The 12,927-nt window shown below is 60.2% G+C and carries 13 protein-coding genes; 10 read left to right on the forward strand and 3 right to left on the reverse strand.

Annotated elements, in window-relative coordinates; genetic code table 11:
- The first annotated feature begins 128 nt into the window (after nt 1–128).
- Nucleotides 129–662 (forward strand): outer membrane protein assembly factor BamE, encoded by a 534-nt coding sequence (locus CO666_RS05675; protein ID WP_097611131.1) that lies wholly within the window; start codon nt 129–131, stop codon nt 660–662.
- A gap of 276 nt (nt 663–938) precedes the next feature.
- On the opposite strand, the gene CO666_RS05680 is transcribed toward CO666_RS05675, so the two are convergent.
- The 3 genes from CO666_RS05680 to ribH all read right to left on the reverse strand — a co-directional run bounded on the left by CO666_RS05680 (nt 939) and on the right by ribH (nt 4,216).
- The gene (locus tag CO666_RS05680) at nt 939–3,077 is read right to left on the reverse strand and encodes a sodium-translocating pyrophosphatase (protein WP_097611132.1); all 2,139 of its coding nucleotides are present in this window, start codon (nt 3,075–3,077) and stop codon (nt 939–941) included.
- A 197-nt stretch (nt 3,078–3,274) separates the two neighbouring features.
- Nucleotides 3,275–3,757 carry a transcription antitermination factor NusB gene (gene nusB, locus CO666_RS05685; protein ID WP_097611133.1) on the reverse strand — a complete coding sequence of 161 codons (483 nt, stop codon included), beginning with the start codon at nt 3,755–3,757 and terminating at the stop codon, nt 3,275–3,277.
- Between the two features lie 3 nt (nt 3,758–3,760).
- Nucleotides 3,761–4,216, reverse strand: coding sequence for a 6,7-dimethyl-8-ribityllumazine synthase (ribH, locus tag CO666_RS05690; protein ID WP_004674116.1), 456 nt, complete (start codon nt 4,214–4,216; stop codon nt 3,761–3,763).
- Nucleotides 4,217–4,561: 345 nt separating this feature from the next.
- Here ribH and CO666_RS05695 point away from each other — a divergent pair, with 345 nt between their 5' ends.
- From CO666_RS05695 to rfbA, 9 genes are all read left to right on the forward strand, one after another.
- Nucleotides 4,562–4,921, forward strand: a complete 360-nt coding sequence (locus CO666_RS05695; protein WP_097611134.1) for a hypothetical protein — start codon at nt 4,562–4,564, stop codon at nt 4,919–4,921.
- Between the two features lie 202 nt (nt 4,922–5,123).
- On the forward strand, nt 5,124–5,627 hold the full coding sequence (locus CO666_RS05700) for a cupin domain-containing protein (protein WP_097611135.1): 504 nt from the start codon (nt 5,124–5,126) through the stop codon (nt 5,625–5,627).
- A 25-nt stretch (nt 5,628–5,652) separates the two neighbouring features.
- Nucleotides 5,653–6,168, forward strand: a complete 516-nt coding sequence (locus CO666_RS05705) for a GNAT family N-acetyltransferase (protein WP_097611136.1) — start codon at nt 5,653–5,655, stop codon at nt 6,166–6,168.
- A 273-nt stretch (nt 6,169–6,441) separates the two neighbouring features.
- Nucleotides 6,442–7,248: a hypothetical protein gene (locus CO666_RS05710; protein ID WP_097611137.1), complete on the forward strand. Its 807-nt coding sequence runs from the start codon at nt 6,442–6,444 to the stop codon at nt 7,246–7,248.
- Nucleotides 7,249–7,503: 255 nt separating this feature from the next.
- Nucleotides 7,504–9,477 (forward strand): CgeB family protein, encoded by a 1,974-nt coding sequence (locus tag CO666_RS05715; protein WP_097611138.1) that lies wholly within the window; start codon nt 7,504–7,506, stop codon nt 9,475–9,477.
- Nucleotides 9,478–9,501: 24 nt separating this feature from the next.
- The gene (gene rfbC, locus CO666_RS05720; protein ID WP_097611139.1) at nt 9,502–10,080 is read left to right on the forward strand and encodes a dTDP-4-dehydrorhamnose 3,5-epimerase; all 579 of its coding nucleotides are present in this window, start codon (nt 9,502–9,504) and stop codon (nt 10,078–10,080) included.
- A 6-nt stretch (nt 10,081–10,086) separates the two neighbouring features.
- The gene (rfbB, locus tag CO666_RS05725) at nt 10,087–11,142 is read left to right on the forward strand and encodes a dTDP-glucose 4,6-dehydratase (protein WP_097611140.1); all 1,056 of its coding nucleotides are present in this window, start codon (nt 10,087–10,089) and stop codon (nt 11,140–11,142) included.
- 3 nt (nt 11,143–11,145) lie between these two features.
- A complete protein-coding gene (gene rfbD, locus CO666_RS05730) occupies nt 11,146–12,033 on the forward strand; it encodes a dTDP-4-dehydrorhamnose reductase (RefSeq protein WP_097611141.1) in 888 nt (295 codons plus the stop codon).
- Between the two features lie 10 nt (nt 12,034–12,043).
- Entirely contained in the window at nt 12,044–12,913 is an 870-nt protein-coding gene (gene rfbA, locus CO666_RS05735; RefSeq protein WP_097611142.1) for a glucose-1-phosphate thymidylyltransferase RfbA, read from the forward strand.
- Nucleotides 12,914–12,927: the final 14 nt, after the last annotated feature.

Here is a 12,927-nt window from a genome sequence, read left to right on the forward strand (position 1 = left end):
TCGGGACGACGCCTTCGATGCGTCAGCGAAGCGAATTCGGGATATTCGACCCGGAATGGCCACAATGGTTTTGCAGGAGGTAAGCGTGCAAGGCCCCAAATGGCTGCTATCGAGACTCAAGGGAGTAGATGTCGTTGAAGAAACGGTATTTCAAGTCTGACGTGAAATTCTTCAGCAGTGCGGCCATTGCCTTGATAATCGCCTCCACATCAGCCCTTTCCGGTTGCCAGACCAGCACCGTGCTCAATGGTGGCTATGTCGCCGACCAGCAGTCGCTGAACCTCGTTCCGGAAGGATCGAGCCGCGAGCAGGTACTGCTTTCGCTCGGCACCCCGTCGACGACGGCGACCTTCGACGGCGAAGTCTTCTATTACATCTCGCAGCGACGCACCCGTGCCGTCGCCTTCCAGAAGCTGAAGGTCGTCGACCAGAGCGTTCTGGCGATCTATTTCGACAAGGACGGCGTTGTCACCCGCCGCGCCAACTACACGCTGCAGGACGGCAAGGTGTTCGACACGATCGGGCGCGTCACGCCGACCGGCGGCAAGGAACTCACCTTCCTGCAGCAGATGCTTTCCGGCGGCAGCGCCGCGAGCGCGGCCCGCAGCCTGTTCGGCGGCGGCGCCGGCGGCACGCCGCAGAACCCAAGCAGCCTGCGCTGATCGCATACGCCTCATACGAAAAACCCGCCGGATCGCTCCGGCGGGTTTTTTGTTGGCGTCATCTTCGGCGCGGGAGATTGCCGCCACCGGCCCCTCATCCGGCTGCCGCCACTGACCGGGATCGAGCCACGTGTCTCGACCCGTCCTTCGGACCCCCGCTTGCGGGGCGAAGGGACCACGCCGCACCCTCTCCGTTCCCCACCAACCTCTCGCGGGGCACGTCCCCTCGCCCCGTTTACGGGGAGAGGGTTAGGGGCAGTCATCCGCGGTGTTGCGTCAACCGGCGAGAACGGCAAGCAGCAGCAACGCCACGATATTGGTGATCTTGATCGCCGGGTTGACGGCCGGGCCGGCGGTATCCTTGTAGGGATCGCCGACGGTATCGCCGGTAACAGAGGCCTTGTGCGCATCCGAGCCCTTCATGTGACGCATGCCGTCCTTATCGACGAAGCCATCCTCGAAGCTCTTCTTGGCATTGTCCCAGGCGCCGCCGCCCGATGTCATTGAGATGGCGACGAAAAGGCCGTTGATGATGACGCCGAGCAGCGATGCACCGAGCGCAGCAAAGGCCGAGGCCTTGGAGCCGGAGATGAGAAGCACGCCGAAATAGACGACCACCGGCGCCAGCACCGGCAGCAGCGACGGCACGATCATCTCGCGGATCGCCGCCTTGGTCAGAAGGTCGACGGCCTTGCCGTAATCCGGCTTTTCCGTGCCCTGCATGATGCCCGGCTTTTCCTTGAACTGACGGCGGACTTCCTCGACGATCGCGCCGGCCGCACGGCCGACGGCGGTCATTGCGATACCGCCGAAAAGGTAGGGAACGAGACCGCCGAAGATCAATCCCGCCACCACATAGGGGTTGGAAAGATCGAAGGAGATGTCGCCTATGCCGGCGAAATAAGGGAATTTGTCGCCATTCGCCGCAAAATATTTGAGGTCGTAGGAGTAGGCTGCGAAGAGAACCAATGCGCCGAGACCGGCCGAACCGATGGCATAACCCTTGGTGACGGCTTTGGTCGTGTTACCGACGGCATCGAGCGCATCCGTGGATTTGCGCACTTCCGGCGGCAGATGCGACATTTCGGCGATCCCGCCGGCATTGTCCGTCACCGGCCCGAAGGCGTCGAGCGCGACGATCATCCCGGCAATGCCCAGCATCGCGGTGACCGCAATGCCGGTGCCGAAAAGGCCGCCGAGCTGATAGGTGGTGAGAATGCCGCCGACGATGACGATCGCCGGGAGCGCCGTCGATTCCAGCGAGACGGCCAGGCCCTGGATGACATTGGTGCCGTGACCGGTGACCGAAGCCTGGGCGATCGAGACGACCGGACGCTTGCCGGTGCCGGTATAATATTCAGTGATCACCACGATCAGCGCGGTGACGACGAGGCCGACGACGCCGCAGAAGAAGAGGTGCGTGCCTGAAATGTCGACGCCTCCGATCGTGCCGAGCGAGCCCCAGCCGACCGTCAGCGAGGTGGCGGCGCCAAGACCGACGATCGACAGCAGGCCGGTGACGATGAGGCCCTTGTAGAGAGCACCCATGATCGAACCGTTCGAGCCGAGCTTGACGAAGAAGCTGCCGATGATCGAGGTGATGATGCAGGCACCGCAGATCGCCAGCGGATAGATCATCGCGGACTGAAGGATCGGCGCCCCGGCAAAGAAGATCGCGGCGAGGACCATGGTGGCGACGACGGAAACCGCATAGGTCTCGAAAAGGTCGGCGGCCATGCCGGCGCAGTCGCCGACATTGTCGCCGACGTTATCGGCAATCGTTGCCGGGTTGCGCGGATCGTCCTCGGGAATGCCGGCTTCCACCTTGCCGACGAGGTCGCCGCCGACATCGGCGCCCTTGGTGAAGATGCCGCCGCCGAGACGGGCGAAGATCGAGATCAGCGAAGCGCCGAAGCCGAGCGCCACCAGCGCATCGATGACTTCGCGCGAGCCGCTCTCATGGCCGAGGCCGACGGTCAGAATGGTATAGTAGATGGAGACGCCGAGCAGTGCGAGACCGGCCACCAGCATGCCGGTGATCGCACCCGACTTGAAGGCGATGTCGAGGCCGGCGGAGAGGCTGGCGGAAGCCGCCTGGGCGGTGCGCACATTGGCGCGGACGGAGACGTGCATGCCGATAAAGCCGGCAGCACCTGATAGTACGGCGCCGATCAGGAAGCCGATGGCGGCCTCGGCGGAAAGAAGCAGCCAGGCTGCGATGAAAACGACAACGCCGACAAGGGCAATGGTTCTGTACTGGCGCGTCAGATAGGCTTGAGCGCCTTCGCGGATATAACCCGCGATCTCCTGCATCCGGCTATTGCCCTGATCGGCGGCAAGCACCGACCGGGTTGCCCAGGCGGCATAGACCACCGAGAGCAGACCGCATGCAATTACGCATAAAAGAATGGTCATTTCGCTCTTTCCTCCCATAGGCCGGAGATCACTCCTCCTCCGGCAGATACGCCGCCGACTCGCCTTCCTCTCCACAGAAATGCACAGCTAAGCGGTGCGGAGATTGCGTGGTCGATCACGTGGCGTCAAGACCGCAACGGGCGAAAACCGTTGCAGTGCGAAGAAAGACTTAGGGAGATTGTTTGGCGGCTAAAGACTTACTTCTTCGCCTCGCCGCGGACCTGCTTGGCGATGCGGTCGAGCACGGCGTTGACGAGCTTCGGCTCGTCGTCCTCGAAAAAGGCCTGGGCGATCTCGACATATTCGGTGACGATGACCGCCACCGGAACGTCCTTGCGGTCGGCAATCTCGAAGACGCCGGCGCGCAGGATGGCGCGCACGGTGCTGTCGAGGCGCGACAGGGCCCAATCATCCTGCAGGGCTGCGGCAATCAGCGGATCGAGACGAACCTGATCGCGCACGACGCCGGAGACGATGGAACGGAACCAGGCGGCATCGGCCTTCAGATAGGTCGCGCCGTCGAGTTCCTGGCCAAGACGGTGCGCCTCGTATTCGGCGACGATCTCCAGCACGCCGGTGCCGCCGACATCCATCTGATAAAGCGCCTGAACGGCAGCAAGGCGGGCAGCGCCCCGCTGGTTCGCAGTCTTGACCGGCCGTTCCGTCTTGTCGTCGTTCATTCTTTATGCACCCAGTTTCTGCTTCAGCTCGATCATGGTCAGAGCTGCGCGAGCGGCAAATCCGCCCTTGTCCTTGTCCGAGCGGCGCGCGCGCGCCCAGGCCTGTTCGTCGTTTTCGACGGTCAGGATGCCGTTGCCGATGGCAAGGGACTCGCTGACCGCGAGATCCATCAAGGCGCGCGAGGATTCATTCGACACGATATCGAAGTGATAGGTCTCGCCGCGGATAACCATGCCGAGGGCGACATAGCCGTCATAATGCGTGCCGCCATTGTCGTCTCCATCGAGCGACATGGCAATCGCTGCCGGAATTTCCAATGCGCCGGGAACGGTGACGACCTCAAAGGTGGCGCCGGCCTCCTGCAACGCGAAGGTCGCGCCTTCGAGCAGGGCATCGGCCATGTCGTCGTAGAAGCGGGCTTCAACGATCAAAATATGGGGAGCGGTCTCTCTCGGCATGGTTCACCTTCGTTTTGTGGGGCGTTTTCCACTCGGCAGCCCGCGGTCAAAACATGCCTTCATCAGAATGGCAAGCACTTTCGGCCGATGCCGCAATGCCAAAGAAGAAATATCCGTAAGGGGATAGCCGTGCTGCGCCGGCAAAGCCGGGCAGGTCCTTGAACCCCGCTCTCGCGGATGCCTGGAAAACGGCAATTCGAAGGCCGTTTTCATGAACAATTCTTAATGGTTTTTCAGTGGCTTAACCCATTGAATCGCGAAAGGGCGAACGCCAATTCCATATCGTAACGCAGACGATCCCCTGCAAAGACAGCCGACCGTCAAAGCAGATGAAAGGATACCATCATGAACCGCGTTGTCACCCTCACCATCGCAGCCGCCCTCTCCTCCCTCGCATTTGCCGGCGTCAGCCGGGCCGAAAGCCTCGGGATGAACACGGCCCAAGGCATCGAGCAGACACTCCGGACGTTCCAGGGCAATGATTTCAATGTCGAGCAGGTCCACAACTGGCGCAACCTCGACGACGAAAGCACCGGTCCGCGCTCGGCGCCGGAACGTTCCGGCCAAGCCGTTCGCGGCATTCAGGCCTCGATCGACGCCAACAGGTCGCTTGCCCACCGTCTCAACAATGAAGGCGTCGATGTCCGCAACATCGTCAATGCCGAGCAGGCAGCCGACGGCAGCCTGACCTTCTATGTCCGCTGACGGCTTCAGCGCATCCCGGAAAATCGAAACCGATCTTGCGGGATGCGTGGGGTGAACGGAATCGAGCGTCGTGGCGTCCTATCCGACATGCGGCGCTCACAGCATGGGCGGCGGTCTCCTCTCCGCCCATGCCGGGGATTTTTGAGATTGGCATTGAATTTTCCTCAGATGATGGCTTCTCTTGCTGCAACAGGAGGACATCATGACTAGGGAATCGAAGGCGGTGATCAATCTCGCCGGTCTGAAACTCGACCACTGGAAACAGGGCGAGTTCTATGAAAGCGCCGACACCTCGTTCGGCACGCTTCTCGGCCTGACCGGCCTCGGCGTCAGCTACAACGAAGTGCCGCCAGGCAAATCGGGCTGCCCCTTCCACAATCATCATGTCGAAGACGAGCTTTTCTATGTGATCGCGGGCGCCGGCGAATACCGCTTCGGCGACGAGCGCCATCCGATCAAGGCAGGCGACCTGCTCGGCGCGCCGGCCGGCGGACCGGATACGGCGCACCAGATCATCAACACCGGCACGGCCACCCTCATCTATCTCGGCATCTCGACGATGGCGAAGACTGAAATCGTCGAATATCCCGATTCCGGAAAGTTCCTTGCCAAGACCAACAGGGACGGCACAAAAGCCGGGCACTTCCGCCACATCGGACGGCCGGAAGGCGATCTCGACTATTGGGACGGCGAGCCCGGCGTCTGAGGGCGCGATTCCATAAGGATCCGAAATGACCGATATTCCGAGCCTCGAAACGGAGCGGCTGACGCTTCGCCCTCACCGCCTCGACGATTTCGAGGCGCATGCAGCATTGTGGGCGGACGAGGACGTCGTGCGCTTCATCAGCGGCGTGGCCTCGACGCGGGAACAGAGCTGGAGCCGCATGCTGCGCCTGGCCGGCATGTGGCACCATATGGGCTTCGGCTTTCTTGCAATCGTCGAGAAAGCGAACGGTCGGTTCATCGGCGAAGCGGGCTTCATGGAATCCCGCCGGGAGATGGATCCCTCGATCGAGGGAATGATGGAGCTCGGCTGGGCATTGACGCCCTCAGCGCACGGCCGCGGCTACGCCACCGAAGCGCTGACCGCGCTGATCGGCTGGGCGGAAGCGCATTTCCCGGGAAAACCGATGAGCTGCATCATCAGCCCGGAGAACCAGGCCTCGCTACGGGTCGCTGCCAAGCTCGGGTTTCGCGAGACGGTGCGCACGCAGTACAATGGCGAAGTCATTCAGTTTTCGCGCTAGGGAATTCTTCACCCCGAGCGGGCTGCCTAGCGACAAAACACATTCAAACCCCGCGGTGGTCCCATCGTCCGGGCTTCGCACCTGCTACGCGCAAGGAACGCGCTTTAGAGACCTTACCAAGGCAGATACCTTCGCACCCCTTCCGCTGACAGCTGGCAAAACGCTTGAAAATACCGACGTCCGCCACGTTGACACAAGTAAGCATTGACGGGCCGACCGCGTGGTAATTGCAGCCGGCAGACACTCCCTATCCATAAGAGGCTGATCACAGATATGACCATTTTCATTGTTTGCCATAAGGATTTGCCGAGCTACCCCGCTCCGGAGGGCTCGAAAATCATATGGCTCAATTCTAAGCCTCCTTTGGACAATAGGGGCATGGATGTTATTCCCGGTTATGATTTTTTCAGCGAGCCGGAGGAGCTTCACGCGAAACTGTCAGGGTCGCTGGGGACGATCGTAGTTGCAAAAGTTGCTTCGGAAGAACCGGCAAAACATCGCAACATTACCATCTGGCAATATCGTAAATTTTTAACGAGACTAAAAATCGGAACACCGAATCCTGATTATCCAGGGATGAATACAGCGACTTCAGAAGAAACAGAAATAACAAGACCAGAGGATCCTGATTTTTTCTTAGAAAACTTCTTTCTTCCCCGCCCGTTGAATCTCTACAACATTTCTCAACACTATGCACGTTTCCACAATATTGTTGACCTCCTCAGATATACGGCATGCTCGATCGAAACAAACGCTTTAACACAAGCCGAATCTCTGCATTTTTTCAATTCCGGGACTTTTATCCCTGGAGGCATTGAACTCGGCACCTATCCGACAGACTGGTGGCTGGATGCTTTTGTGCGTCTTGTCGCGCCATCTTTTGAATTTGCGAAACGATATCAACCGTTTCAGGCCGAAGATCCGGTGCAGAAACGGGCGATCTCATTTTGCCAGGAGCGCCTGGGAAGCTACCTTCTCATCAAACGGCTAGCCGAACTCTATGGCAATAACCTGCCCGGGTCCTTGTTCGGAGATATCGCGACCGTATCGAATGATGGGGTCTATAGAAGCGGCGTATGAACCGAGCCGGCCCATTTCTAAACGCAGTATCGCAACTCTTTGCGATACTGGCAGCAGAAGCGGCTGAGCTAACAAAGCCTGGCTAGAGAAAACCGACCCCCGATAGGTCTGGCTCCCGCAATCACTCCAGGCCGACCAGCGAAAGTCCTGCAAACAGTGTGGCGCAAGCTTCACATCCAATAGTCGATACGCAAACCAGCCCGAATGCCGTTTCGTAAATCGCGGAGGCGGCGGCCATGCACGAAGGACGATGCCTTGACGATCAATCAGCCCATTTCCGCTCTGCCAGCCGGTCTTCCTGATCTGGCGCTTCTTACGGAGAAAGCAGCCGGCACGGGGTCGGTCATCATCTATCAGCCTTATCTCGATCCTTTGCAGCGTAGCCAGCTCGACGCGGCTGCCATGCCGCTCGACATCTCGTTCAATACGCAGGCTACGACCCGCGAATATGAACTCTTCCTCACCCTGCATCAGCATCACCAAGCGATCGGCCTCGGTGACGACGTGTTTTGGGGGCTGCTCTCCAGCAAATTCGAGATGAAGTCCGTGACGAGCTTCCCATCCTTCGTCACGGAGGCGGAAAAGGCCAGGGCGGAAGGTGCGGATGCTTATCTCTACAATCCGCTGATCGGCCACGCCGCGATCTACAGCAACGTCTGGGAACATTCGCTGCTTGGCGGTCATCCCGGCATGGAACCGATCTTCCTTCATATCCAGGAGCTGGGCTATCCGATCGCGCCGCCGCAGGACAAGACTGCCTTCGCGTTCTGCAACTATTTCTGCGGCAACCGGAAATTCTGGTCCGGCTATTTCGCTTTCTGCGAACGCATTCTCGAATCGCTGGAACATCAAGCGCGCGCCGGCACGCCGGCCGGCGCCGCCTATGCCGGTACGGCGCACTATTCGCGCGATGCCAACGCGAAGATGCGCCCCTTCGTGATCGAGCGCCTGCTCGGGCTTTATGTCCAGCAGGCTGCCGCCTCCGGATTGAAAATCGCCGCCTTCGTACCGGCTCTCGCCGATTTCGAATGGAAGTTCGGGACCCGCCTCGGCCGGATGCTGCATGGCCTCTTTGCCGCCAAGGAAGCCTTTCTGAAGAGCCGTGACGAGGCTCTCCTGACCTCGTGGCAGGAAGGCCGCCAGCCGCTCGTCAAGCAGCCGCATTTGATCTGGATGGCTGACGATCCGCCCGCCTGGATGCCGCGCGGCCAGTTCATCGGCGGCCGCGAATTGATGCGCGCCTATGCTCCGCAGGCGGGCGCCTCCCAGATGCCGCAGCAGCCGGCACGGACGGAAAGGCCCGCTATACCAGCCGCGCCGAAAATCGAGCAGCCGCCCGGCAACGCGTTGCAGCCCTTTAGCGGCGGATGGCAGGCACACAAGGACCGTCATTGCATCTGGATCGTGACGCCCGAAAACTACAATCACAGCCACGCCTTCGACGAAGTCGCGCTCGGCCTGCAAGGCGCCTTCGAGGAACTCGGCGGCTCGGCACCGATCGTCCGCGATATGAGCGCATTTGCCGGCCGTGCGCCGATCATCTACGGCGGCAATCTTCTCCCCGCCGAAATCGTCGGCCATCTGCCGAAGGACAGCGTCGTCATCAATCTCGAGCAGGTGTCCGAAGAAAGCAGCTGGATCAATTCGCGCTATACGTCGATCCTGAGAGCGATGCCGGTGCTCGACTACAGCCCGCGCAACCGCGAAAATCTTGCCGCCAAGGGTATCGATCACGCCGGTGTGCTCGAAATCGGTTACAGCGGTTGCCTGAGCCAGATTCAGCACAACCCCGTCAAAGATATCGACGTGCTCTTCTACGGCTCGATGAACGAACGCCGCCACCATATCCTGAAGACGCTGAAGGACCGCGGGCTCAAGGTCGCGCATCTCTTCAACATCTATGGTGCGGAACGCGATGCGGCAATTGCCCGTTCCAAGATCGTGATCAACATCCATCATTATGCGAGCGGCGTCTTCGAGATCGTGCGCATTTCCTATCTGCTCGCCAATCAGGTTTGCGTGCTGACGGAAGGCGACATCCGCGATCCAGACCTCCAGCCCTTCATCGGCGGCTTGGCAATTGAGCCCTATGACGCCATGATCGAGCGCTGCTACAAGCTGATCGCAGATGCCAAAGAGCGCGATGCCATTGCCGCGACAGGCTTTGCTGCCATGCGAAGCCGCTCGCAGGCGGAGATGCTGATGAGCGTCATGAAGGCAGGCGCTTGATGAAAGCCGCAGAAAAGGTAAGCCATGCGTATTGAGACTGCGGCCATCGAGGGCATCGTTACAATCACGCCGCCACGCTTCGGCGACCACCGCGGCTATTTCTCCGAAGTATTCAAGGATGCCTGGTTCCGGGAAAATGTGGCCGACGTCACGTTCGTCCAGGACAATGAATCGCTGTCGGCGCAGGCCGGCACCGTCCGAGGGCTGCATTTCCAGATAGGGCCGTTCGCGCAAGGCAAACTGGTGCGCTGCCTTGCCGGGCGGATCATGGATGTCGTCGTCGATATCCGCGTGGGGTCGCCGAGCTTCGGCAAATGGCTCTCTCAGGAGCTTTCGCCGGACACCGGCATGCAGCTCTGGATACCGGCCGGTTTCGCACACGGATTCGTAACGATCGAGCCGAACAGCGTCATCAGCTACAAGGTAACCGCACCCTACAGCCCGCAGCATGATCGGGGCATCGCGTGGAATGATCCGATGATCGGCATTCGCTGGCCCTTCGATGAGAGAGACATGGTCTCATCCGACAAGGACAAGACGCTGCCGCGGCTCGCCGATCTGCCAAGCCATTTTTCCTATTCGCTGCAGCAACCCAAGGATTGATCTACGATGCGCATATTGGTCACGGGCGGAGCGGGCTTCATCGGATCGGCATTGGTGCGCCATCTCGTCAATGAAATCGGCGCCGAGGTGCTGAACGTCGATGCGCTGACTTATGCCGGAAATCTGGCATCGCTGAAATCCGTCGAAGCGGCCCCCAACTATCAATTCCTGCGTGCCGACATCTGCGACCACGCCAGGATGCAGGAAGCATTCGCGTCCTTCCGTCCTGATATCGTCATGCATCTTGCGGCAGAGAGCCATGTCGACCGCTCGATCTCGGGCGCTGCCGATTTCATTCAGACCAATATTGTCGGCACATTCAGCCTGCTGGATGCTGCACGGCACTATTGGGATAGGCTCGACGCGTGCAGCAAGAGTGCCTTCCGCTTTCTGCATGTCTCCACGGACGAGGTCTATGGCTCGCTCGGCGACCAGGGCCTCTTCGAGGAGACGACGCCTTATGATCCATCATCGCCCTACTCCGCCTCCAAGGCCGCGAGCGACCATCTGGCAATCGCCTGGCACCGCACCTACGGCCTGCCCGTCGTCGTCTCCAATTGCTCCAACAATTACGGTCCGTTCCATTTCCCGGAAAAGCTCATTCCGCTGATGATCCTGAACGCGTTGGAGGGCAAGCCTCTTCCGGTTTACGGCAATGGCGCGAATATCCGCGACTGGCTCTATGTCGAAGACCACGCCCGCGCGCTCTTTACGATCGCTTCACGGGGCCGGCTCGGCGAGAAATACAATGTCGGCGGCCGCAATGAGCGCCGGAATATCGATGTCGTTCATCGCATCTGCGCTATTCTCGACGGCGTCTACCAAGACAAGGGACCGCATGCGCGTCTGATCACCAACGTCACGGACCGCCCGGGCCACGACGCACGCTATGCGATCGATGCCTCGAAGCTTGAAAGCGAACTTGGCTGGAAGGCGCAAGAGACCTTCGAAACCGGCATAGAAAAGACGGTGCAATGGTACTTGGAAAACGAATGGTGGTGGAGGCCGCTGCGCGAAAACGTCTACTCCGGCGAACGCCTCGGCGTTTTCAAGGGACGATAAGCGATGCGCATTGCCGTCACCGGCAAACAGGGCCAGGTCGTTCAGTCGCTGCTCAGACGTGGCGCTGAAACGAGCGTCGAAGTCAGCGTCGTCGGGCGCCCGGAAATGGACCTTGCGGATCCCGCAAGTATCGCAGCCGCCTTCTCGGCTTTGCGCCCGGATGTGATCGTCTCGGCCGCCGCCTATACGGCGGTGGACAAGGCCGAGAGCGAAGCCGACCTTGCTTTTGCCGTCAACGCGGCGGGCGCCGGGGCGGTTGCCGAGGCTGCCGCGCGGATCGGGGTTCCGGTCATCCACATTTCGACCGACTACGTTTTCAGCGGCGACAAGGCCTCCGCTTATTCCGAAGAGGATGCGACAGCGCCGATTTCGGTCTACGGGCGTTCTAAGCTTGCGGGCGAAAAGGCCGTCGCGGCGGCAAACCCGAACCACGTCATCTTGCGCACCGCCTGGGTCTATTCGCCCTTTGGCGCCAATTTCCTGAAAACGATGCTGCGGCTTTCCGAGACGCGCGATCATCTCGGCGTTGTCGCCGATCAGACAGGATGCCCGACCTCGGCGCTCGATATCGCCGACGCGATTCTTGCGATCGCAGCCCGTATTGTAGGGGACCCCACGCCATCGCTCCGCGGCACCTTTCATCTGACGGGGAGCGGCGAAGCAAGCTGGGCTGATTTCGCCGAAGAGATATTCGCGGAACTTCGTAGATCCGGCGGCAGAACCGTCGACGTCAAGCGCATCCCGACGGCGGACTATCCGACACCGGCGAAGCGTCCCGCCAATTCGCGTCTCAACGGCGACAAGCTCGCCAGAGCATATGGAATCCGGCTGCCGGAGTGGAAGCCGTCGATGAAGATTGTCATGCGAGACCTTTTGAATAAAGGTCTTTAGGGAGATGAGCATGAAGGGGATTATTCTGGCCGGCGGCACGGGCACGCGTCTGCATCCGATCACGCAGGCCGTCTCGAAACAGTTGATGCCGGTCTACGATAAGCCGATGATCTACTATCCGCTGACGACGCTCATGCTCGCCGGTATCAGGGAATTGCTGATCATCACCACGCCTCACGACGTCGAGGCCTTCAAGCGCCTTCTTGGCGACGGCTCGCAATGGGGAATTTCGCTGACCTATGCCGTACAGCCGAGCCCGGACGGCCTTGCCCAGGCCTTCATCATCGGCGCCGACTTCGTGCATGGCGACAGTTCGGCACTCGTTCTCGGCGACAACATCTTCTATGGACACGGACTGCCGGAAATCATGAAATCCGGCACGAGCCGGCGGGAAGGCGCGACGGTGTTCGCCTATCACGTCACCGATCCGGAACGCTATGGCGTTGTCGGCTTTGACGAAAAGATGAATGCGCTGTCGATCGAGGAGAAGCCGAAGGAGCCGAAATCGAACTGGGCGGTAACCGGCCTCTATTTCTACGACCAGCAGGTGGTCGATATCGCCGCCAACCTGAAGCCATCACCGCGCGGTGAATTGGAAATCACCGATGTCAATCGCACCTATCTCGAGCGCGGCCAGCTGTTCGTGGAACTGATGGGCCGGGGCTATGCCTGGCTCGACACCGGCACGCCGGACAGCCTGCACGATGCCGCAGGTTTCGTCAGCACGCTGGAGAAACGCCAGGGCTTCAAGATCGCCTGCCCGGAAGAGGTCGCCTGGCGCATGGGTTACATCTCGCAGGACGACCTCGCCAGACTCGCGGCGACGCTCGGCAAGAGCGCCTACGGCCAGTATCTGACGAAGCTGTCTCCGGATTGGTGAGCTATCGATTTTCG

Origin of the sequence: Rhizobium chutanense, from assembly GCF_002531935.1 — a bacterium.
Classification (GTDB): domain Bacteria; phylum Pseudomonadota; class Alphaproteobacteria; order Rhizobiales; family Rhizobiaceae; genus Rhizobium; species Rhizobium chutanense.

Bases quoted from the DNA above. Each gene is read 5' to 3' on its own strand.
- CO666_RS05710 (WP_097611137.1), top strand. From the start codon at position 6,442: ATGACCATTTTCATTGTTTGCCATAAGGATTTGCCGAGCTACCCCGCT.
- rfbA (WP_097611142.1), top strand. From the start codon at position 12,044: ATGAAGGGGATTATTCTGGCCGGCGGCACGGGCACGCGTCTGCATCCG.
- rfbC (WP_097611139.1), top strand. From the start codon at position 9,502: ATGCGTATTGAGACTGCGGCCATCGAGGGCATCGTTACAATCACGCCG.
- rfbB (WP_097611140.1), top strand. From the start codon at position 10,087: ATGCGCATATTGGTCACGGGCGGAGCGGGCTTCATCGGATCGGCATTG.
- rfbD (WP_097611141.1), top strand. From the start codon at position 11,146: ATGCGCATTGCCGTCACCGGCAAACAGGGCCAGGTCGTTCAGTCGCTG.
- nusB (WP_097611133.1), bottom strand. From the start codon at position 3,757: ATGAACGACGACAAGACGGAACGGCCGGTCAAGACTGCGAACCAGCGG.
- CO666_RS05705 (WP_097611136.1), top strand. From the start codon at position 5,653: ATGACCGATATTCCGAGCCTCGAAACGGAGCGGCTGACGCTTCGCCCT.
- CO666_RS05680 (WP_097611132.1), bottom strand. From the start codon at position 3,077: ATGACCATTCTTTTATGCGTAATTGCATGCGGTCTGCTCTCGGTGGTC.
- CO666_RS05675 (WP_097611131.1), top strand. From the start codon at position 129: ATGTCGTTGAAGAAACGGTATTTCAAGTCTGACGTGAAATTCTTCAGC.
- ribH (WP_004674116.1), bottom strand. From the start codon at position 4,216: ATGCCGAGAGAGACCGCTCCCCATATTTTGATCGTTGAAGCCCGCTTC.
- CO666_RS05700 (WP_097611135.1), top strand. From the start codon at position 5,124: ATGACTAGGGAATCGAAGGCGGTGATCAATCTCGCCGGTCTGAAACTC.
- CO666_RS05695 (WP_097611134.1), top strand. From the start codon at position 4,562: ATGAACCGCGTTGTCACCCTCACCATCGCAGCCGCCCTCTCCTCCCTC.